The sequence below is a fragment of the Lactococcus petauri genome (genome assembly GCF_002154895.1).
GTDB classification, from domain to species: Bacteria; Bacillota; Bacilli; order Lactobacillales; family Streptococcaceae; genus Lactococcus; species Lactococcus petauri.
The window spans coordinates 291,965-313,451 of sequence record NZ_MUIZ01000003.1 but is presented as its reverse complement, the minus strand read 5'-3'; the positions used below and the strand labels follow the sequence as shown (position 1 = coordinate 313,451).

Here is a 21,487-nt window from a genome sequence, read left to right as displayed (position 1 = left end):
AGCTTTTTTTATTAGTTTTTGTCTTCGAAATGTTTCACTAGTTGGCCAGTAACATCCGTTTCTAGCATCCGATGGATTTGACGAATCGTTGAAACAATGGCCTCAGGACTAGAATTACCGTGAGCCTTGATAACAGGAGCTTTGACACCTACTAAAGCTGCACCGCCCGCGCTATCGGTACTCATCGTGTCTTTGAGTTTGCTGAGTTCTTTTTTCACAAGAGCACCACCGATTTTAGTGGTGAAGCCTCCATTCATAATACCGTTTTTGATTTGACGCATCAGAACACTTGCAGTACCTTCGATAGCTTTAAGCACAGCGTTTCCCGTGAAACCATCAGCGACAACGACATCAGCTGCTCCAGTCAAGATGTCACGCGATTCAATATTACCAATAAAATTAATATCTTCAATATTTGAGAGTAAAGCATGCGTTTCTTTAATCATCGTTGAACCTTTTGATTCTTCAGAGCCGTTGGAGAGAAGTGCTACACGAGGATTTTTAACACCACGTACATTGGCCGCATAGTAGCTTCCTAAAATAGCAAAGTCAGCCAGATGTTCAGGTTTATTTTCAGCGTTAGCACCTAAATCTAACATATCGAAACCTGTACCATCTGCAGTAGGAAGTGTACTCATAAGAGCTGGCCGGTCGATCTGTTTGATGCGACCGACAATAAATAAGCCAGAAGCAAGCAGAGCTCCAGTGTTTCCTGCAGAAAGAACAGCATCAGCTTCACCATCTTTGACTGCTTTAACCGCACGGACGAGAGAGCTATCTTTTTTCTTGCGGATAGCTTTTACTGGCTCATCGTGGAAGTCGATAAGCTCAGTTGTTGCGATGATTTTTACGTTTTTTTCATCCTCTAAATGTGCTTTAATTGCTTCAGGTTCTCCGTAGAGCTGAAACTCAATATTTGGAAATTCTTTTTTTGCTAAATTAATTCCTTTAACGATTGACTTGGGTGCAAAGTCGCCACCCATAGCATCAATTGCGATTCTCATAGTGTATCCTCCGATAATTTCTCTGTTCAATTATAACGAAAATCTTTTGTTTTAGCCAATATGATTGAGGCTGAAAACAGTCAAAAAAGTATGAGGCAAGGCTCATACTCTTGATTAATGTGCCAAAATAGCTTCGAGCTCAGTTAAGACAGCTGCGTCGCGATTGTGACCGATAACCTTATCGGAAATTTTCAAAACCTCCGGAATAGCATTCTCAACGGCTACAGCGGTACCTGCTAATTCCAGCATTTCTAAGTCATTGCTTTGATCTCCAAAAGCTGTAAGTGACTCTGGACTTGATTGGAGGTGTGTGAGCAAGTGTGAGAGGCCTGTAGCCTTGCTGATTCCAGCTGACATGATGTCAATAGAGCGGAAGCCGGTCGTTGTTGCACGAATATCGGTCATTTGTGCATTTATCCAGTCTTCACATTCGCGGATTTGTTCTGGTGGAAACTCCACACAGACTTTTAAGATTTCATCTTCAATATCATGGACTGATTGTACCAATTTTAAATCAGAATAATAGAGATTGGCAAATTCGACAAATTGTGGATCGGCTGTTTGAAGTGCATAAGCACCGTTGAGTCCTGAAAAGAGAACAACATCACGATGCATGTGTGGATTTTGACGTACAAGTTCAACGAGTTTGCTGGCCTTATCTTGACCTAAGATACTGCTGTAGAGAATCTCGCCTTGGTATTTAACCAAGGCGCCATTTTCCGCACAGAAAGCGACTTGGTCTTGGAACTCGTCAAAAAGTTCTTCTAAAGCCAAGAGTTGACGTCCGCTTGCTGCACAAAAAAGATAATTTCTTTTTTTAAATTCTTTTAAAATATCACGTAGACGACTTTTATCGTAGGCACGGTTTTCGTCGAGAAAAGTGCCATCCATATCTGTCGCAAATATTTTCAATTGATTACTCATCTTGTCCCCTTATTAAAAATACTCCGCTTCAAGATAGTCTTGGCGGAGCAACAATTTATTCTTTTAAAGTTGATCTTAATCTTTAGACCAAAGTTCTTTCACTTTAGCTTGGACTTCGTCATTAGCCAAGAAGTCATCATAAGTTTCTCCAATACGATCAATGACACCGTTCTTAGAAATAACAACGATATGATTTGCTAACGTATTGATAAATTCATGGTCATGTGAAGCAAAGATAATGCTGCCTTTGAATTTTTTCAGTCCGTCATTAAGTGCAGAAATTGACTCCAAGTCCAAGTGATTAGTTGGATCATCAAGAACTAAAACATTTGCACGTTGCAACATCATTTTAGAAAGCATAACACGAACTTTTTCTCCCCCTGAAAGGACAGAAACAGACTTGAGAGATTCTTCGCCTTTGAAGAGCATACGTCCCAAGAAACCACGGAGGTAAGTATTGTCATCCTCTTCTTTAGTTAAGACAAATTGGCGGAGCCAATCCAAGATAGATTCGTCTGTCGCAAAGTCACGGCTGTTATCTTTTGGAAGATAAGAACGTGATGAAGTAACACCCCATTTAATTTCACCTGTATATTCGATATCGCCCATCAAGGCACGAATCAAAGCAGTTGTTTGGATATCATTTTGACCGATAAAGGCAGTTTTGTCACCAGGAGCTAAGATAAAGCTGATGTTGTCAATGACTTTTTCCCCATCGATTTCGACGGACAAATTATCTACACGGAGTAAGTCATTCCCGATTTCGCGTTCTTGATCAAAACCGATGAAAGGATATTTACGAGAAGAAGGTACAAAGCTTTCCACTTCGATTTTATCCAACATTTTCTTACGTGATGTGGCTTGTTTTGATTTAGAAGCATTGGCCGAGAAGCGGGCGATGAAATCTTGCAGCTCTTTAATTTTTTCTTCAGCCTTACGATTTGCATCTCCTTGCAGACGAAGGGCAAGCTCAGAAGATTCTTTCCAAAAATCGTAGTTACCAGGATAAAGTTTGATTTTACCGTAATCCAAGTCAGCCATATAAGTACAAACGTTATTGAGGAAGTGACGGTCATGGGATACGACGATAACGGTGTTTTCAAAGTTGATAAGGAAGTCTTCAAGCCAGTTGATCGCTTGAATATCCAAACCATTAGTTGGTTCGTCCAAGAGAAGGACGTCGGGTTTACCGAAAAGAGCGCGTGCCAGAAGGACCTTAACGTGTTCGCCAGAAGTCAGATTTGCCATGAGATCATAATGTTGCTCAGTCTTAATGCCTAAGCTTTGAAGCAGTTGAGCTGCTTCGGCTTCGGCTTCGTAACCGCCCATTTCACCAAACTCCGCTTCGAGTTCAGCAGCACGCATTCCATCTTCATCCGAAAAGTCTTCTTTCATGTAGATGGCATTTTTTTCTTGTGCGATGGCATAGAGCTTTTCATTACCCATCATAACAACATCAAGCGGTGTTTGATCTTCATAGTCATAGTGATTTTGACGGAGGACAGACATACGCTCGTTTGGTCCCATTGAAACGTGACCAGTTGTGGGTTGGATTTCACCATCCAAGATTTTTAAAAAAGTTGATTTACCGGCACCATTGGCACCGATTAAACCATAGCAGTTTCCTGCCGTAAACTTGATGTTAACGTCATCAAAAAGCTTGCGGTCAGAAAATTGTAATGAAACATCAGAAACTGTAAGCATGGATATATTTTTCTCCTAGAGTATATTGATTTATAAAAGTTAACTTTTATAAAGGTTATCGCCCTATTCTATCATATTTTAAGTCTTTTTGAAACAGCATAATTTGGGATAAAGTGCACTTTTAGTTTTATTTCAGTGTGGCTTTAGCCTAGCTTAAGTCGTGTCCATTATAATATCTTTATTCCAATAAAATTTTTCATAAAACCTACTCCTAAATGCAGAAAATGTCTGAGTGAACTCAGGCATTTTTTGTTTTTTTGATTATGATATAATGATGAAGAAATGGATATAGAACATTATAAAGATTTGGCTCTGCAAAAAAAGAAGGAGCATAAGAAATTTTTGGGCAACTTAAAAAAGAAAGCACCCAAAAACCTAGATTACATTGTAAAAGAAACACATGATGAAGTTTTTGCTGAAATCGATTGTACGGCTTGTGCTAACTGCTGTAAGAGCTTAGGTCCGCTTTTTACAGAAGCTGACATTACCCGTATTTCGAAGTATCTGCGCATGAAGGCGGCCGATTTTGAAGCCCAATATTTACGCATAGATGAGGATGGTGATAAGGTTTTTCAAACGATGCCTTGCCCCTTTCTTGGAAGTGATAATCTTTGCAGTATTTACGAGGTTCGTCCTAAGGCCTGCCGTGAATTTCCCCATACAGATCGAAAAAAGATTTATCAAATCAATAATCTGACCTTGAAAAACACAGTGACCTGTCCAGCGGCTTATCTTTTTGTAGAAAAACTGCGGAAAAAAATAGAATAAAAAAGCCTTTGGGCTTTTTTATTTGTAGTAATTTTTTATTGCTTCTAAGAAATACTCTGGAAGTTGTGCGTGTTTTTGGTTGTAATTGCTACGGAAGCGAGGATCCTCAACATACATTTGCCCTAAGCCAATATGTGCTTCCGGAGCGATAGTTTCTTCGGGCCAAAAGAGTTCCAGGATTTCTTTATGGAGGGTAATAGCTTGTTTGGCGAGATTATCATCATTGTTTTCATAAGCTTCTTCCAACATGTGAATCATTTTTTCGTGGGATTTTTGCCAATGTTTGATTTTGGCTTGATCGGCTTGGGCATATTTTTGATATGACTTATCGACGCGCTCACTGCCCCATTTTAGACGGATTTCAGCGCCATATTTATCTTCGTTTTCTTTCAGTTGCGTACTCTTGAGAAGTTCAAATTCTTGTTCATTCATGTGGTAATCTCCTTTTTCTAATTTGTGTGACAGATGCTCAATCAATTTTTCAAGGTGCTTGAGTTGATCATTTAAGCGCATCAAATGTTGGCTTAAAGTTTTCTTTTCATCTTGATCTTGTGAGAGGACATTTTTGATTTGATCAAGCGGCAAGTCCAACTTTCTTAAGCTCATGATATAAAAAATTTGGGCAATATCTTGTTCAGAATATAAACGATAATCGTTTTGGTCTCTCGCTGGGGCCAGAAGTCCAACAGACTCCCAATGGCGCAAAGTTTTGGAGGTTAAACCTGTCATTTTCGTGATAGCTTTAATATTTTGCATAACGCTCCTTTCATTGATACTAATATTATATATCTTGACCTTAGGTCAAGGTCAAGGAAAAAATAAAAAAACTCATAAAAATATGAGTTTTTTATTTTGATTAGTGGAAGAGATGGCTCCGTTGGGTCATTTCTGAGATCTTTTTAGAGGTTTTTTCGAGATGTGGGAAGAATATAAGCCCAGCGACTAAAAAGACAATAGAAACGGCTACGAGGATGATGATGGCAAGCCAAGCGTTTGGCCAATAAATACCACCAGCAGATTCTCGTAAGAGGTTGACCGCATGGGTAAACGGCAAGTAAGGGTTAATCGCTTGGAAGAATTTACCAGAGACTTGAATAGGGTAGTTCCCGCCCCCACCGGAAATAGAGAGGACCAAGATAATAATGGCAATCCCTTTCCCGATATTTCCAAACAAAGCTACTAGAACATAAACCATGATCATAAAGGTTATAGCAATCAGTAAGGCAAATAAGACACTATAAACAGGATTACGTACGTCTACACCAAGGCCAAAATAGTTCCCAAGGGTAACGATAAGCGCTTGTCCTAGTCCCATCACGATGAAAGTAAGCATACGTGCTGAGAATTGTTCACGTTTAGAGTAAAGCAGTTTATCTTTGCCTTCTAAGTGGAAGCCGGTGACAGCGACACTAGAGAAGAGGACAGCGCCAACCCACAAACAAAGGGCAGTATAGAACGGTGTGCTGGCTGAACCGTTATTTGCGATTGGATAGACTGCATTTTCTTGGACCTCAACAGGTTGTGTCAGGAAGTCACTTTCTTTCGTCGCATCAAGTTTTAGTAGTTTTACAATTTCGCCTAAATCAACTTCTTTTTCACCTTTACGAATAGCATCAGCGGCTTTACGAATTCCTGTTTTGATTCCTGGCCAGTCATTGACGATAAGGTCATTTGCTTGATTCAAGGCTTTTTCAAGATCAGGCATTTTTTGGTTGACTGTACCCAAAGTTTCTGTCAAATCTTTACGAATACCCGGGTAATCATTTTTGACAAAATCAGCGGCTTTATCAAGTTTTTGCTCCACAACTGGCAATTCATTTTGATAAAGTGAAGCACCTTTATTAATCGCGTTGACAATAGTGTTCATATTGCCGTTAAGCATAATGTTGGCATCGTGAACTTCTTGCTTAATCGCAGGCATTTCTTTTTGATACTTTTCAAGCAAGGTAATCGCATTAGAAACCGTCTTACTTGTTGAGCTGAGCAAGGATTCAAAATCAATAGCTTGGGCTTTTGTTAGGAGACCTTGGGCATTTTTGATGGTGGCGATGAGTTGGGTGAGGACGTTTTGCACTTTTGCGGTTATATCTTGAACATCTATTTGGCTAACAAGACCAGAAATGTTTTTTGCTAGGTCATCAATTTGATCTAAGTAGGCCTCAATAGAAGAAATATCTCCAGCTTGAACAAATTCATTAACCTTACCTAATCTAGTACTGATGTCTCCTAATAGCGCACTTAAATCGTTCAAGTTTTTAATAGCGGCATCAAATTCATTATTACCAGCACTCTCTTGGGCTTTTTGTAGAAAATCAATGAGATTTTTGATTGCCTCTTGTTGTTGGGGGACGCTTGCTTGATAAGCTTTGACTAGACTATCAATTTTGGCCTTTTCATCATCAGTGAGTTGCCCATCCTCAATAGCTTGTCTTATAGTAGTAACAATAGAAGAAGTACTGTCAGCCACATTTTGCAAAGCTTTTAAAGTCACTTCTACACTACTTGTAATACTTGGCAAAGCATTTTGAAGTTGCGTTGCACCGTCCAAAGTAGTAGAAGCCAGCTCATTGGCTTGATTGCCAAGTTTACGAATATCTGGCAAGGCAGTTTGGACTTGTTGAATAATAGTCAAGCCTTGTTTGGCTTCTTGGATACCCTCATTCATGGTTTGCTCAACAGAGGCAAAGTCATTGTCAATCATTGCGATCTGTTTACCAGCATTTTGAATTTCAGGGATTTTTTCTTGCAAGGTCATAATAATTGCAAGCTGATTTTTCACAGTTGGCATGCTGTCGTCCAATTGGACCACTTTCTGACCAAGTGCATCAACCTCAGGCAAATAGTCAATAAACTCATTTGCCTTAGCGAGCTTCGCTTTCAAATCAGGCATTTTGCCATGTAAATCAACGACTTGTTGAGTATATTGGTCAATTGTATCTAAATTATCGTTAGTAGATAAAATGGTGTTTTTAATTTTCTGGATGCTGACCATGTTTTTATCAATGTCATATCCGATATCATTAAAAGTTTTAAGCAATGTGCTACTTGCCGTTTTAATAAATTCTTCGGAAATTTGACTTTGTAATGAAGACGCACCTTTCGAAGTAATTTTTGGGGCAATAGCATTTATTTTTTCATTGATGGAATAAACGATTTTAGGCTTCTGGATATCCCCTGTGGTGAAGCTAAGCAAATTTTTAGAGAAATCCGCTGGCAGATAGATACCTGCGTAGTACTTACCAGATTTGACACCCTTATCCAACTCTTGTTTAGAATCAACAAACTTCCAACCGAGTTGTTTGTTTTCTTTAAGATTTTTCAGGACTTCGTCACCGATATTAATCGATTTGTCTTGGAATTTCTCTGTTCGGTCATCACTATAAACCGCTATTGGGAGCTGTGAAGTATTCGCATAAGGATCCCAAAGGGCTTTAATATTAAACCAAGCATATAAGGATGGAATAAACATCAAAGCAATCACTAAAAAGATTGCTATTGGATTTTTAAAGATACGCTTCCAATCCAGAATAAATAGTTTCCCAGTATTTTTTATATGTTTCACATATTCTCCTCTTTTAGTAAATCTAAGGCAGTTTTAATTTTTGTTATCAGCTAATCAGAGCCATCAACAGTTCAGAAATTTGTTCTGGTGTTTCTTTCCGTTTACGACGAATCCAAGCTTGAGTTAAACCGAAAATGGCATTAGCATAATAAGTTGTGGTGTAGATACTTTCCAACTTGTCCAGCTTTTCACGCTTAGGGTTTTGTGGCAGGATTGAACGTGCCAAAATATTTTTCAGTTGGGCTTGCATGAACTGATGGATTTCTTTACTGCCATTTTCTGAAAATAAAGCAGCATAAATCTCATTGTTATCAAGGAACTCATAAGTTTCTAACATGGTTTTATGAAGATCGCCATTATTTTTTTCAAAGACATACTCGATCGTATTAAACAAGGTTTTTTGGTATTGGTCAATCATATCATACTTGTCTTGGTAATGCGTATAAAAGCCGCTTCGGCTGATTTTGGCAACCTTCACAAGCTCAGTTGTTGTGATATGATCGAACGATTTTTCCTGTAAAAGTTGTGTTATTGCATCGCGAAGTTTTGATTTCGTACGTTCTTTTCTATTTTCCATAAATCCTCCTCTATTACTAAAATATAAAAGAACAACGTGTCTATAATTAGCAAAGATTATCATTACAACCCTTATTGAGTTTACGATATGCAATTATAGCACAAAATGGACGGAGCGTCTATAATTTTGCGTTAAAATTTTGATTTTTTTTAAGAAAGGGATTTCATTTAAAGAAGATTATTATTATTATAGAAGAAAAAGAGCAAAAAACCGCTTGAGGCGGTTTTAAACTAATCAGGAAATGGATAACTTATGATGGAAAGAGAATCATAAGTTTGAAAATATAAAGTACGGCTATTCAAATCTACCGCACTGCGATAAACAGTATAAGTATCTGAACGTCCATCAGACTTGGGCACAGTGACAGCATTTAAAATGTGCCAAATTTCACTGATATTCTGTTGTTCATCAGCAGGCAGAATTGCACGTTCTTTAAGAATTGTGGCACGGATGAAGCGCGAGGTTGGGGTAAACCCTCCTGGAAAAACAGGCTTCCCACTGAAATCCCCAGTTGAAATACGGTTAGGTGCTAAGGGTTGAGTAGTTAAATCCATATAATCTTGTAACTTGAGGATTTCACGTTCAAATTTAGGAGCATTTGTGACCACACCGATTGTATTTTCGATAATCTCAAAACTGCCATTGCGCGGTTCAATATTAATCATACGACCTGTTGGATCGACAGCGGAGAAGTGCAAATCACTCCGGCCAAATTTATAATGCGAAAAGGTGTCGCTCATGAGTTGGACACTTTCAAGTTGGTTTATCAAATCGGCTACTGAACGACAGTTTCCTAAAGCCCAAGTGACAAATTCAAAAGGCGCGAGCTGTAATTTATCCTCATGAGCATATTCAGCGTATTCTGAGTGGTTAGAAAAAGTAAGTTTTTGGACAGAGAGTCCAAAAATGTTAACGCCATCTGAGATATCCGCATGCAAATCCGGAATATTTCGTCCTACTCCTAATATAGTATAAACATTGGAGATATTCCTGTTATTATAGACACTTTTCCACTGGTAATTTTGTGGTAGAACGAGAGCTTCGGGGATAAAGCTATGCCAATCCATTGTTCTTGCGAAGACGATGCTTTCATCAGCAGCTTGCATTTTTATACTTGTACACATATTTCTATTCTAGCAAAAAAATTTTCCTAGCTTCGGATAAATGTCTTATTGACGGGCTAGGAAATATAGTTCTTCGTGTTTTCTTAGAATAAAGATAAATTATAGCAAAAGCCGAACATTTGGTGATTTAGTTTCGTATAAGGTTGGCTGAGCCTTGAATCACAATTTTTAAAGTGATAAACTGTCTAAAAGCAAATAAAGTCAGGCAGAGATCTGGCATTTGGAGGAATTAAATATGAGAACACACACATCGGCACATCCCAAGGCTGTGAGCGCCTATCAAGTCAAGGTAGGAACCTTGGTTTCTGCTGGATTTGGTTTAGAAAACATGGATATCATGTTTCTTTCATTCGCACTATCGTCAATTATTGGTGAATTTGGTCTAACGACGACCGAAGCGGGAGCAATTTCTACAGTAACTAACTTGGGGATGTTGCTGGGCGGAATTCTTTTTGGGATTCTGGCCGATAAATTTGGACGTGTAAAAATGTTATCCCTTTCGATTCTCATTTTTGGTCTCGCAACGGGCGCGATTTATTTCTCACACAGTGTTACCTCGCTTTATATCTTACGTTTTATCGCAGGAATTGGTGGCGGTGGTGAATATGGGGTCGGAATGACTATTCTCGCTGAGAATTTCAGCAAGAAAAAACTGGGTCGAACTTCTTCGATTGTTGCCGTTGCGGGACAAGTTGGCGCGATGTGTGCAGCAATTTTGTCAATGAGTATCTTACCCACTTATGGATGGCGTTTCTTGTTCTTGTTTGGACTTGTGCCAGTAGTTTTGACAGTCTTTATTCAAAAGCACTTGAAGGAAAGTGATTCTTTCAAAGCCATAAAAACTGAAAATAAGGGAAAAATTTCCGACTTGTTTAAAACACGCCAATTGACACACCAAACACTTGTTCTGATGTGGATGGCGATCGTTCAAATCGCTGGTTACTTTGGTCTGATGAACTGGCTCCCAACAATTATGCAGAAAAAACTGAACTTAACAGTCGCTGGCTCATCCTCATGGATGATTGCGACCATTATCGGGATGTCTCTAGGTATGTTGACCTTTGGTCAAATTTTGGATAAACTTGGTCCGAAAGTAGCTTTTGGTCTCTTCCTTATCGCTTCATCCTTGGCTGTTTATGTCTTGACCATTCCAACAACACTCGCATCACTAACTTTAGTTGGTGCCGTCGTTGGTTACTTTTCAAATGGTATGTTTACAGGATATGGGGCCGTAGTTTCTCGTCTATATCCGCCAGAAGTCCGAGCGACAGCAAATAATGTGATTATGAATACGGGGCGCTGTATTGGAGGTTTTTCTTCAATAGTTATTGGCTTTATCTTGGCACATTACTCTATCATGACTGTTATGCTCTTCATCTCCGTGCTCTATATTTTAAGTTTCTTGGCTATGATGACGGTGAAGAATTTACGTGCAGGTGTTTACTGGTCGCTTTAATCTTAAATAATAAAAAATAGGAAAAGCTTTCTCGCGTGATGTTGGGAAGTTTTTTTGTTTGTGAAGCTAGGTAAATAGTACCCTTTTAGTTTCAATGAGGGGTATTCTTGAGAAACAAAAAACCGCCACAGCGGTTTAATATTATTTAACTTCTTTAAAAATAACGTGTTTACGAAGTTTTGGAGAGTATTTTTTCAATTCCAAACGGTCTGGGTTGTTACGTTTGTTCTTTTGAGTAAGGTAAAGACGTTCACCAGATTCTTTGTGTTCAAGTGTAATATTTACGCGCATAACTGTTCCTTTCTGACTTTTTTACTGTTTTTATTTAGCGTCTTTTACTTGGCGGCCTTTGTAGTAGCCTTTAAGTGAAACACGGTGTGAGTGACGGTAGTCACCAGTAGTTTCGTCAAAAGTAACAGTTGGAGCTGTCATTTTGTAGTGTGTACGACGTTTGTTTTTCTTAGATTTAGAAGTGTGACGTGCAGGTACTGCCATGGTTTGATTCCTCCGTAGATTTTTTCGTTTTGGATAAGCCCAAAAACGTACTTTACTATAATACACTAATCTTTTTCAAAAAGCAAGCTTTGTAAAGTATTTTTACTTGACGTTTTTTTAAGGTGGCTATTGGGTGAAAAAGTTCTATAGATAAAGTGACAAAGACTTTTGACAGTTGTCTGGTTGGGAATATTCCCTGTTTTTTGCTAATATATAGTTAAGAATGTTGTAACTTATAAAATAAAAGCTCAGTTCTTCGGAATCAAAGTGCGACAAGGATTATTTTTCTATCCCGAGCAAATCAGTGTTCGATGAAAACTATTTTGAGTCAAACAGGGCAAAGTTTCAGGAAATTTATTTTATAAGGAGAAAACATGAAAAACTGGCAAAAACTTGTTTTAGTATTTTTCATAGCAGCTGCGTCTCTTTTGGCTCAGTTTGCTTTTAACGCACCTCTGATAGCACGATTTATCATCACTGTTGCAGGTGGTATTTTAGCACTGTCAATGTTTATTGAGATGGTTAAAACACTGCGTAAAGGAAATTATGGTGTTGACTTACTCGCAATTACTGCGATTATTGCGACACTATTGGTAGGAGAATATTGGGCCTCATTAATCATTATTTTAATGTTGGTTGGAGGTGAAACGCTTGAGGATTACGCAGCGGGACGTGCCAATCGTGAATTGTCTGCCCTGTTGCAGAAAACACCAGATATTGCCCATGTCATGCAAGAGGGTAAAGTCGTCGACATGGACTTAGATGATGTTGAGATAGGGGCACATCTCTTGATTAAGCCTATGGAAGTTGTGCCTATCGATGGGGTTCTCCTTTCAGAAGCAGCTATTCTGGATGAATCCTCTGTAACGGGTGAAACTAAACCGAATGAGTTACAACAAGGGGATGAAATTCTTTCAGGTGCAATTAATGGTAGCTCCAGTATCGAAATCCGCACAAGTGTTGCAGCAAGTGAATCCCAATTTCAAAAAATCGTTGCTCTTGTTCGTGAAGCAGAAGCAACGCCGGCAAATTTTGTACGTTTAGCAGATCGTTACGCTGTGCCATTTACGATTATGGCCTACATCATTGCAGCTGTTGCTTACTTTATCTCTGGTGACCCTGTCCGTATTGCAGAAGTATTGGTGGTCGCAAGTCCATGTCCTTTGATTTTGGCTGCGCCCATTGCTTTTGTCTCAGGAATGAGTCGTTCCTCAAAAAATGGTTTTTTAATTAAAAATGGAACCATCATTGAGAAACTTGCAACAGCCAAGGCAATTTTCTTTGATAAAACGGGAACAATTACCGATGGTAAAATCGAAGTAGATGCCATTGTTCCAGCAGAAGGAATATCGCAAGAAGAGTTACTCAATATTGTTTACACCATCGAAAAATCTTCCACTCACATCTTGGCCAAGGCTGTTTCAAGCTATGCAGAGTCACATAATGTCCAAAGTCTTGCTTTAGAAAGCCTCAGTGAGGTTGCAGGATTAGGTGTGACAGGGCAAATCAATGGTCAATTAATTAAAATCGGACGTGCAAGTTTTGTGGGCGCACCAGAGGGGTTAGATTTTGAAACAGCTTTTTATGTGTCACGTGATGGCCAATATATCGGTGCAGTAACCTTCTCAGATACTTTACGTGCCAATGCTCCCGCTGTGATTAAAGATTTACGTCAAGCAGGTTTTGAGAGCATTACGATGCTGACAGGGGATAATGCTCGTGTTGCCGATAAAATTGCAGCACAAGTAGGGATTACCGAGGTTTACAGTAGTATGTTACCAGAAGAAAAGCTTGCCAAAATCCAAGCTTCAACTATTCATCCGACAATAATGGTTGGTGACGGTGTCAATGACGCTCCAGCCTTAACACTTGCGGATGTCGGTATTTCTATCGGGACAGGAAACAATACTGTCGCTAGTGAAGCAGCTGATATTGTGCTTCTGAAAAATGATTTGTCTTCCGTGACAAAAGCAGTTCATATTAGTCGTGATACATTAACCATTGCGAAACAATCGGTTTTGATTGGGATTATCATTTGTGTCATCTTGATGTTAATTGCTGCTACAGGGCTTATTCCGGCAATTATCGGTGCTCTTTTCCAAGAGGTTATTGATGTTGTTTCGATTCTTTATGCTTTAAGAGCCTTGAAGGGATTTAAGAATAAGTAATAAAAAATCGTCAGTTTTGACGATTTTTCTTTTGGTTTTCGATCCATTTCTTACGTTCATTTAAGGCCCATTCGTATTTGCCCATCTTATCAGGGTGGAAGTAATCTGCTTTTCGCAGTTTATCGGGTAGATAATCCTGCTTCACCCAATGTTCTGGGAAATTATGTGGGTACTTATAACCCTCACTTCGCCCAAGATCCTTAGCTCCCGCATAGTGCCCGTCTTGTAAGTGCGCAGGAATGGGAAGATTTCCGTATTTTCCTAAGTCTTCTATTGCCGCATCCAGAGCCATATAAGCGGCATTGGACTTAGGGGAGAGGGCAAGGTCAATTACTATATTTGCTAGCGGTACCCTTGCCTCAGGAAACCCTAATTTTTCTGCAGCTTGTAAACCTAACATTGTATGAACAGCGGCTTCTGGATTGGCAAGACCGATGTCTTCATAAGCCATTACTGTCAATCTTCGTGCCAGACTTTGAAGGTCTCCGCCTTCAATTAGACGTGCAGCATAGTGTAAACTTGCGTTTACATCAGATCCGCGGATTGATTTTTGTAAGGCACTAAGCAAGTCATAATGAGCATCGCCATCTTTATCAAAACTTAGTGCTTTACGTTGAAGTGAGTTTTCCATATCTTCCAGGGTTACATGATGGTTTTCGGAAGATAAGACGGCAAGTTCCAAAGCATTGTAAACCGCGCGTAAATCACCGTTGGTTGAGTGTGTGAGAAAGTAAAGAGCATCATCGTCAAGAGTAACATGAAAGTTAAAGCCTCGTTCCGTATCTTCAAGGGCAAGGTTTACAGCATTCTGTAAATCATCACTTTCTAGAGGCTTTAACTCAAAAATCTGCACACGACTACGGATGGCAGGCACAACACTAAAATAAGGGTTTTCCGTAGTAGCGCCAATTAAGATAATTTGACCATTTTCTAACAGAGGCAGGAGAAAATCTTGCTTAGGTTTATCCAGACGATGAATCTCATCTAAGAGAAGAACCAGTTGTCCAGAAAATTCCGCCTCAGCGGCAATTTCTTGTAGTTTTTTCTTGCTGTCTGTTGTCGCATTAAAACTACGAAAAGCGGCATTCATCGTGCCAGCAATAGCAGAGGCAACGGAAGTTTTACCAATTCCCGGAGGGCCGTAAAGAATCATGGAAGTCAAAAGTTTTGTTTCGACCATCCGGCGAATGATTTTTTTAGGGCCAACAAGATGAGATTGCCCAATAATCTCGTCAATATTACGCGGTCGCATTCGGCGAGCTAAATTTTGATGTGTCATATAAAGCGGTTCTCCTTACTACCTAGAGATAATAGGCGTAAATTAAGCTGTCAACATAGAGACCATCAATGAAATACTCTTTTTTGAGTCGCCCTTCAAGTTGAAATCCTAGACGCTCGTAGAGAGCTACTGCTGTAGGGTTGCTTGACATTGCATTGATAGTAATCTTTTCATATTTTTCGGTACGTGCTTCGTGAATAAGATGTTGGATAAGCTGAGTCGCCACACCTTTTCCTCTTGCTTCTTTTACAGTCATTACACCGAAAGTAATTACATGTGAACCAAATTCAGACTTATTGCGGGGACCGTAATCTAAAACACCCAAAATAACACCCTCTTCTTCCGCAAGAAGATAACGTGTTCCCTTCAATATTTTCTTCATTATTTTCTCAGCAGAGCTGTTGATGACAAAGGGTGTGGATTTTAAAGTCCAGTTTTGATTTTCGATTTTAGCCACATAAGCGAAATCATGGGGTTCGATAGGTCTGATTTTCATATATTTCTCTCTAGAGATAATTTTTATTTCTGTTATAATTATAACAGAAAAGTATTACGACGTTTAAACTCCCAATTGCTATTTTAATTCGAAGCATTGGAGAGAAAATTGCTTGTAACAGAAAAAAGAGGTAGAAAATGGCAAAGTACGGTTTTTTAGATATTTTAGATGAAGAATTGAGCAAGAATTTCAGTTATGATTTTGAGATAAATTGGGATAAAAGAAATTTCGCTGTCGAAGTCAGCTTCCTTTTGGAAGCTGCAAATCCAGAAGGCGTTGTTCTTTCGGATGCAGATGGTGTCGAGTCAGAAGAAAATGTACTTTATGAAGATGCTGTGATTTTTTATAATCCGAACAAGTCGAAGTTTTCAGAAGAAGACTATTTAGCAGGTGTGGCGTATTCAGATAAGGGATTATCTCGTGAATATATTGCTTACTTTGTTGAGTTCTTACAAGAAACAGCGGATGAAGGTTTAGATGCTTTGATAGATTTCTTAAATTCCGATGAAGAAGAATTTATGCTTGAATTTGATCAAGAAAAATTTGAAAAAGGTTTGGAAAATCTTGAGGAGACAACTTTTTTCAAGTATCCTCGTTATTAATATAAGGAAGAGAATAGCAATAATATGAATAATTGGAACAGTATCACCGTACGCATCATTCGTGCAGCGGAAGAAGCAATCAGTAATATTTTAGTTGAAGCAGGATCAGCAGGAGTCGAAATTAACGACAGTGCAGATTATCTTAATCACAAGGACCTTTTCGGAGAAGTGCTTCCTCAGGTAGAACAGTCAGAAATGGTGGAAGTGACTGCTTATTATCCGGAAAATATGCCAATTACGGAGCTCAAGTCAGATATTGAACAAAAGGTAAATGCTTTAGCAGGAAGCTTTGACGTGACCAACGTTGAAGTACGTACAAATAATCTTGCAGAACAAGATTGGGCAGATGCTTGGAAAAAGTATTTTGAACCAGCTCGTATTACTCATGATTTGACGATTGTCCCAAGTTGGACAGATTATACTCCACAATCTTCAGCGGAGAAGCTGATTCGCCTTGATCCAGGGATGGCTTTTGGTACAGGTACGCATCCAACAACAAAAATGAGTCTTTATGCTCTAGAACAAATAATTCGCGGTGGCGAAACGGTCTTGGATGTAGGTACAGGTTCTGGTGTGCTCTCTGTAGCTAGCGCTTATCTTGGCGCAAGTGAAATTCATGCCTATGATATTGATGAAGTTGCTGTGCGTGTAGCACGTGAAAACATCGAGCTTAACCCAAATACGGATAAAATTTCAATCTCAGCCAATAATTTATTGGAGGGTATCGAGCAACAAGCAGAAGTTATCGTAGCAAATATCTTGGCAGATATTCTTGTACTTATGACTGACGACGCTTTCCGTCTCGTCAAAGATGAAGGTTATTTGATTATGAGTGGTATCATCGCTGATAAGGCAGATAAAGTTATTGCATCCGCAGAAAATGCTGGTTTCTTCCTTGAAACGCGTATGACTCAAGGTGAATGGAACTGTGTGATTTTCAAAAAGACAGAAAACCGTGAAGGGGTAATTGGCGGTTAAGTATGGCAAATCAATATTTTGTGTTCAAAAAGCAACCAGAAATTGGTGAAGACTTTACTATTGACGATAAGGCAGCTGTTCATCACATTTTTACAGTCATGAGGACGAGTGTGGGGGAGAAGATACAGCTAGTTTTTGAAGAGGGGAAAGTGGGCCTTGCCGAAGTTGTTTCTAGCGAGCTATGTACGGTACGTTTATTAGAGGTACTGGAAGTGCAAACGGAACTTCCAGTTCACATTACTGTAGCGCTTGGTTTCCCTAAAGGCGATAAATTAGAATTTATCAGTGAGAAGGCAACGGAACTTGGCGCAAGTGCAATCTGGGCTGCGCCCTTCAAATGGTCTGTGGCCAAATGGGACAGCAAAAAGCTTGCTAAAAAGAAGGAAAAATTAGATAAAATTGTATTGGGTGCTGCAGAACAATCTCGCCGTCAAATATTGCCAGAAATCTGTTTTTTTGAAAAACTGTCTGAACTGGTTGCTACATTTTCTCAATTTGACCAAGTTTTAATTGCTTATGAAGAATCTGCTAAAGCAGGGGAGCAAGCGAAGTTGGCTCAAAGTATGGCGAGTTTAAAACCAGGCCAAAAAGTTTTGCTGCTTTTTGGACCAGAAGGTGGTATTGCACCGGAAGAGATTGCGCTATTTGAACAAGCAGGTGCAGAGATTGTCGGGCTTGGACCGCGTATTATGCGTGCTGAGACAGCACCGCTCTACGCCTTGTCGGCCTTTTCAACTTACTTTGATTTGTTGAAATAAACCGAACAAAGAGACGAAAACTCGCGCTTTAAGGACTAAAAGCGTAAATTTATAGGCAGAAATGTGTTAGAATAGTAAAAATATATCAAGGAGGAAAGTGGAGCTACTTCACAGGAAATAAAATATGCCCTCAGAACCAAATCTTACCGGAGATCAAGTGGTTAAACTTGCTTCCGCATACATGAATGAAAAAGATATCTTGCTGGTACGTAAAGCTTTACAGTGTGCATCAATAGCTCACGCTGAACAGTATCGTGCAAGCGGAGAACCTTACATTATCCATCCTATCCAAGTGGCGGGAATTTTAGCTAAACTACAGCTTGATGCAGCAACTGTATCGGCAGGCTTTTTGCATGATGTTGTTGAAGACACTAACTTTATACAGTCAGACTTGGTGGAACTTTTTGGTGAAGAGATTGCGAATATTGTTGATGGAGTAACGAAGCTTGGTAAGGTAGAATACAAATCGCATGAAGAACAACTTGCGGAAAATCACCGTAAGATGTTGATGGCAATGAGCAAGGATATTCGAGTTATCTTGGTCAAACTTGCCGACCGTCTTCATAATATGCGCACTCTCAAAAATCTCCGACCAGACAAACAAAAACGTATTTCAAGTGAGACTATGGCGATTTATGCGCCGCTTGCACACCGCTTGGGTATTGGAAGCATTAAATGGGAACTTGAAGATCTCTCTTTCCGTTATCTTAATGAAACAGAGTTCTATCGTATCCGTGGCTTAATGAACGAAAAACGTGCAGCGCGTGAAAATTTAGTTGAAGAAGTGATTGAGAAGCTAAATGAGCGTATGAAAGATGCACAAGTTGACGCTGAAATCTATGGGCGACCAAAGCATATCTATTCTATTTATCGTAAAATGCACGATAAGAAAAAGCGTTTTGATGAAATTTATGACCTTATTGCCATTCGCTGTTTGACAAACTCGACAAGCGACGTTTACACGACACTAGGGTATATCCATGATTTATGGAAACCGATGCCTGGGCGTTTCAAGGACTATATTGCTAACCCTAAAGCTAATGGTTACCAGTCTGTTCACACCACGGTTTACGGTCCTAAGGGGCCGATGGAATTCCAAATCAGAACCCATGAGATGCATCAGATTGCTGAGTACGGGGTCGCAGCACACTGGGCTTACAAGCAAGGGCGTAAAGCTAAAGTTGACGTTCATGAGATTTCGGAAACACTAAACTGGATTAACGAATTGGTGGAACTTCAAGAACAATCAGGTGACTCCGCAGAGGAATTTGTTAAAGCAGTTCAGGAAGATATTCTTGGCGACAAAATTTATGTGTTTACACCAACAGGAGCAGTTCAGGAATTGCCAGCTGGCTCCGGTCCTATTGACTTTGCATATGCTATTCATACGCAAGTGGGAGATCATGCAACAGGTGCGAAGATTAACGAGCGGATGCAACCGCTGAATTATGTTCTGAAAACAGGTGATAAAGTAGAAATTATTACTTCCAAAACGTCATTTGGACCAAGTCGTGATTGGATTAAGCTCGTTAAGACCAATAAAGCCCGTAACAAGATTAAGCAATTTTTCAAGAGTCAAGATAAGGAACTCTCTATCCACAAAGGTCGTGAAATGCTGCAAACGGAACTTGCAGAGAATGGTTTCACACCGAACCAATATTTGGATAAAAAACATCTGGACGAAGTACTTGAAAAATTAAGTTATCGGGACAGTGAAGCCCTGTTTGCCGCAGTTGGTTTTGGGGAAATATCAGCAACTTCTGTATTCAATCGTTTGACAGAAAGTGAGCGCCGTAAAGTTGAGAAAGAAAAGCTGAAAGCTGAATCTGAACAACTAATGAAGGGCGAAGTCAAACGCGAAAACAAAAATAAAAATGTCATGAAAATTCGCCATGATGGTGGTGTGAGTGTTTCTGGCGTTGATAGCATGTTGGTGCATATCAGTAAATGTTGCAACCCTGTGCCAGGGGATAAGATTGTCGGCTATATCACTAAAGGTCGAGGGGTTTCCATCCACCGCGCAGACTGTAAAAATGTTCGCAGTCAAGAAGATTATGAAAAACGTCTGATTGATGTAGAATGGGATGATTCACAACACCTCACTAAAGAATACGTGGCCAATATCCATGTGTATGCGTTTAATCGTCCGAATCTGCTTAATGATATCGTTCAAGTGTTGTCTAATACAACAAAAAGTTTGATCTCAATTAATGCTCATCCAACAAAGGATAAAAAAATGGCCAATATCCATCTTTCTATTGGAATAAAAAATCTATCTGATTTGACTTTGATTGTTGATAAGATTAAGATGACACCAGATGTTTATAGTGTTAAACGGACCAATGGTTAACATAAAATAGCAAAAAACTGTCCTTTTGGATAGTTTTTTTGTTAAAATGAAATTATGAAAATAGTAATCCAAAGAGTTAAAGAAGCTTCAGTAAAAATTGAAAATAAAATCAGAAATCAAATCACATCTGGCCTATTACTTCTCGTTGCAGTAGAAGATGCAGATACAGATTTTGACTTAGATTATGCCGTACGCAAGATCAGTAAAATGCGTATTTTTTCAGATGAAAATGGCAAGATGAACTTATCTGTACAAGATATCTCTGGCGAAGTACTTTCTATCTCACAGTTTACACTCTATGCGGATATTCGCAAAGGAACACGCCCAAGCTTTTCGCAAGCCGGGAATCCAGCATATGCAGAAGCGATGTATCTTAAATTTAATGAAAAGCTTAACCAGATTGTTCCGACTAAAGCAGGAGAATTCGGTGCAGATATGGAAATCAGTTTAATTAATGATGGGCCAGTAACAATAATTATTGATACAAAAAGTGCACGAAAATAGAAAGCAGAGGACAATCGATGACAGTTAAAAATATCATTTTTGATCTCGGCGGTGTGATTCTTGATCTAGATTTTGAAAGAATGATACAGCAATTCCACAAATTAGGTATTTCAGATTTCGAAGATTATTTCACCTTGAAAAAACAGGCGGATTTTTTCGAAGCTTTGGAGTTGGGACTCATTACACCAGAAGGATTTTGTGACCGCCTTCGAGAAGAAGCAAAAGTCGATGTGGATAATGAGGCGATAGAAGAAGCTTGGAATCTTATTTTGAAAGATTTCAGTTCAGAGCGGATGAATTATCTGGAAAGAATTTCTGAAAAATATAACATTTTTCTCTTTTCAAACACTAACAGTATCCATGCAAAATGTTTTGAAAAAAGATGCTCAGAACAAACGGGAAGAACTTTGGAGTCTTACTTTAAACAGGTGTTTTATTCACATAGTTTACACCTGAGAAAACCAGATATGGCTGGGTTTAAAGAGGTTTTAGAATACTCTGGTTTACAGGCGGCGGAAACTTTGTTTATAGATGATAATTTAGCTAATATAGTGGGAGCACAGAAGGTGGGGCTCCAAACAATTCATCTCCAAAAGCCTCAGACCATTCTCGACTTAGAAATTGATTAGCGTCAAGTCAATTGATAAATAAAAACTCCAGAAGGAGTTTTTTTGCTTTTCTGACTAGCCAAATTGAAGTAAATAGTATAAAATTTATAAAGCTAAATATTTTTAGGAG

At 39.1% G+C, this 21,487-nt stretch carries 20 protein-coding genes; 9 read left to right on the top strand and 11 right to left on the bottom strand.

Going from position 1 to position 21,487, the window contains the following annotated elements; all coding sequences use genetic code 11:
• Positions 1–11 precede the first annotated feature (11 nt).
• From plsX to BZZ03_RS06555, 3 genes are all read right to left on the bottom strand, one after another.
• On the bottom strand, positions 12–1,004 hold the full coding sequence (plsX, locus tag BZZ03_RS06565; protein WP_086582812.1) for a phosphate acyltransferase PlsX: 993 nt from the start codon (positions 1,002–1,004) through the stop codon (positions 12–14).
• A gap of 114 nt (positions 1,005–1,118) precedes the next feature.
• Positions 1,119–1,928, bottom strand: a complete 810-nt coding sequence (locus BZZ03_RS06560) for a Cof-type HAD-IIB family hydrolase (protein ID WP_019292104.1) — start codon at positions 1,926–1,928, stop codon at positions 1,119–1,121.
• 75 nt (positions 1,929–2,003) lie between these two features.
• Complete coding sequence (locus BZZ03_RS06555; protein WP_086582811.1) at positions 2,004–3,632, bottom strand: ABC-F family ATP-binding cassette domain-containing protein; 1,629 nt, start codon at positions 3,630–3,632, stop codon at positions 2,004–2,006.
• Positions 3,633–3,914: 282 nt separating this feature from the next.
• Here BZZ03_RS06555 and BZZ03_RS06550 point away from each other — a divergent pair, with 282 nt between their 5' ends.
• Positions 3,915–4,400: a YkgJ family cysteine cluster protein gene (locus BZZ03_RS06550; protein ID WP_019292105.1), complete on the top strand. Its 486-nt coding sequence runs from the start codon at positions 3,915–3,917 to the stop codon at positions 4,398–4,400.
• Between the two features lie 18 nt (positions 4,401–4,418).
• Here BZZ03_RS06550 and BZZ03_RS06545 read toward each other — a convergent pair whose 3' ends face one another.
• The 4 genes from BZZ03_RS06545 to BZZ03_RS06530 form a co-directional block, all read right to left on the bottom strand.
• Positions 4,419–5,156, bottom strand: a complete 738-nt coding sequence (locus BZZ03_RS06545) for a MerR family transcriptional regulator (RefSeq protein WP_086582810.1) — start codon at positions 5,154–5,156, stop codon at positions 4,419–4,421.
• A gap of 100 nt (positions 5,157–5,256) precedes the next feature.
• A complete protein-coding gene (locus BZZ03_RS06540; protein ID WP_086582809.1) occupies positions 5,257–7,962 on the bottom strand; it encodes a YhgE/Pip domain-containing protein in 2,706 nt (901 codons plus the stop codon).
• A gap of 46 nt (positions 7,963–8,008) precedes the next feature.
• Positions 8,009–8,539, bottom strand: coding sequence for a TetR/AcrR family transcriptional regulator (locus tag BZZ03_RS06535; RefSeq protein WP_003133604.1), 531 nt, complete (start codon positions 8,537–8,539; stop codon positions 8,009–8,011).
• A gap of 230 nt (positions 8,540–8,769) precedes the next feature.
• Positions 8,770–9,663 carry a choloylglycine hydrolase family protein gene (locus tag BZZ03_RS06530; RefSeq protein ID WP_086582808.1) on the bottom strand — a complete coding sequence of 298 codons (894 nt, stop codon included), beginning with the start codon at positions 9,661–9,663 and terminating at the stop codon, positions 8,770–8,772.
• Between the two features lie 235 nt (positions 9,664–9,898).
• On the opposite strand from BZZ03_RS06530, the gene BZZ03_RS06525 reads away from it, so the two are divergent.
• The gene (locus BZZ03_RS06525; protein WP_046401171.1) at positions 9,899–11,119 is read left to right on the top strand and encodes an MFS transporter; all 1,221 of its coding nucleotides are present in this window, start codon (positions 9,899–9,901) and stop codon (positions 11,117–11,119) included.
• Positions 11,120–11,260: 141 nt separating this feature from the next.
• Here the strand turns inward: BZZ03_RS06525 and rpmG are convergent, their stop codons facing one another.
• Together rpmG and rpmF are read right to left on the bottom strand one after the other, a co-directional pair.
• Complete coding sequence (gene rpmG, locus BZZ03_RS06520; RefSeq protein WP_003135293.1) at positions 11,261–11,410, bottom strand: 50S ribosomal protein L33; 150 nt, start codon at positions 11,408–11,410, stop codon at positions 11,261–11,263.
• 30 nt (positions 11,411–11,440) lie between these two features.
• Positions 11,441–11,614, bottom strand: a complete 174-nt coding sequence (gene rpmF, locus BZZ03_RS06515; protein WP_003135292.1) for a 50S ribosomal protein L32 — start codon at positions 11,612–11,614, stop codon at positions 11,441–11,443.
• Positions 11,615–11,988: 374 nt separating this feature from the next.
• On the opposite strand from rpmF, the gene BZZ03_RS06510 reads away from it, so the two are divergent.
• Complete coding sequence (locus BZZ03_RS06510; protein ID WP_086582807.1) at positions 11,989–13,782, top strand: heavy metal translocating P-type ATPase; 1,794 nt, start codon at positions 11,989–11,991, stop codon at positions 13,780–13,782.
• A 10-nt stretch (positions 13,783–13,792) separates the two neighbouring features.
• Here the strand turns inward: BZZ03_RS06510 and BZZ03_RS06505 are convergent, their stop codons facing one another.
• Both BZZ03_RS06505 and BZZ03_RS06500 read right to left on the bottom strand, forming a co-directional pair.
• Positions 13,793–15,061: a replication-associated recombination protein A gene (locus tag BZZ03_RS06505; protein WP_086582806.1), complete on the bottom strand. Its 1,269-nt coding sequence runs from the start codon at positions 15,059–15,061 to the stop codon at positions 13,793–13,795.
• Positions 15,062–15,083: 22 nt separating this feature from the next.
• A complete protein-coding gene (locus tag BZZ03_RS06500; protein ID WP_019293239.1) occupies positions 15,084–15,557 on the bottom strand; it encodes a GNAT family N-acetyltransferase in 474 nt (157 codons plus the stop codon).
• A 137-nt stretch (positions 15,558–15,694) separates the two neighbouring features.
• Here BZZ03_RS06500 and BZZ03_RS06495 point away from each other — a divergent pair, with 137 nt between their 5' ends.
• From BZZ03_RS06495 to BZZ03_RS06470, 6 genes are all read left to right on the top strand, one after another.
• The gene (locus tag BZZ03_RS06495; protein WP_017368678.1) at positions 15,695–16,159 is read left to right on the top strand and encodes a DUF3013 family protein; all 465 of its coding nucleotides are present in this window, start codon (positions 15,695–15,697) and stop codon (positions 16,157–16,159) included.
• Between the two features lie 24 nt (positions 16,160–16,183).
• Positions 16,184–17,137, top strand: coding sequence for a 50S ribosomal protein L11 methyltransferase (gene prmA / locus BZZ03_RS06490; RefSeq protein WP_019293238.1), 954 nt, complete (start codon positions 16,184–16,186; stop codon positions 17,135–17,137).
• Positions 17,138–17,139: 2 nt separating this feature from the next.
• Positions 17,140–17,895 (top strand): 16S rRNA (uracil(1498)-N(3))-methyltransferase, encoded by a 756-nt coding sequence (locus tag BZZ03_RS06485; protein ID WP_019293237.1) that lies wholly within the window; start codon positions 17,140–17,142, stop codon positions 17,893–17,895.
• A gap of 124 nt (positions 17,896–18,019) precedes the next feature.
• Positions 18,020–20,245 (top strand): RelA/SpoT family protein, encoded by a 2,226-nt coding sequence (locus tag BZZ03_RS06480; protein WP_003133614.1) that lies wholly within the window; start codon positions 18,020–18,022, stop codon positions 20,243–20,245.
• A gap of 54 nt (positions 20,246–20,299) precedes the next feature.
• Positions 20,300–20,749: a D-aminoacyl-tRNA deacylase gene (gene dtd / locus BZZ03_RS06475; protein ID WP_019291929.1), complete on the top strand. Its 450-nt coding sequence runs from the start codon at positions 20,300–20,302 to the stop codon at positions 20,747–20,749.
• 17 nt (positions 20,750–20,766) lie between these two features.
• Complete coding sequence (locus tag BZZ03_RS06470; protein WP_086582805.1) at positions 20,767–21,378, top strand: HAD family hydrolase; 612 nt, start codon at positions 20,767–20,769, stop codon at positions 21,376–21,378.
• Positions 21,379–21,487: the final 109 nt, after the last annotated feature.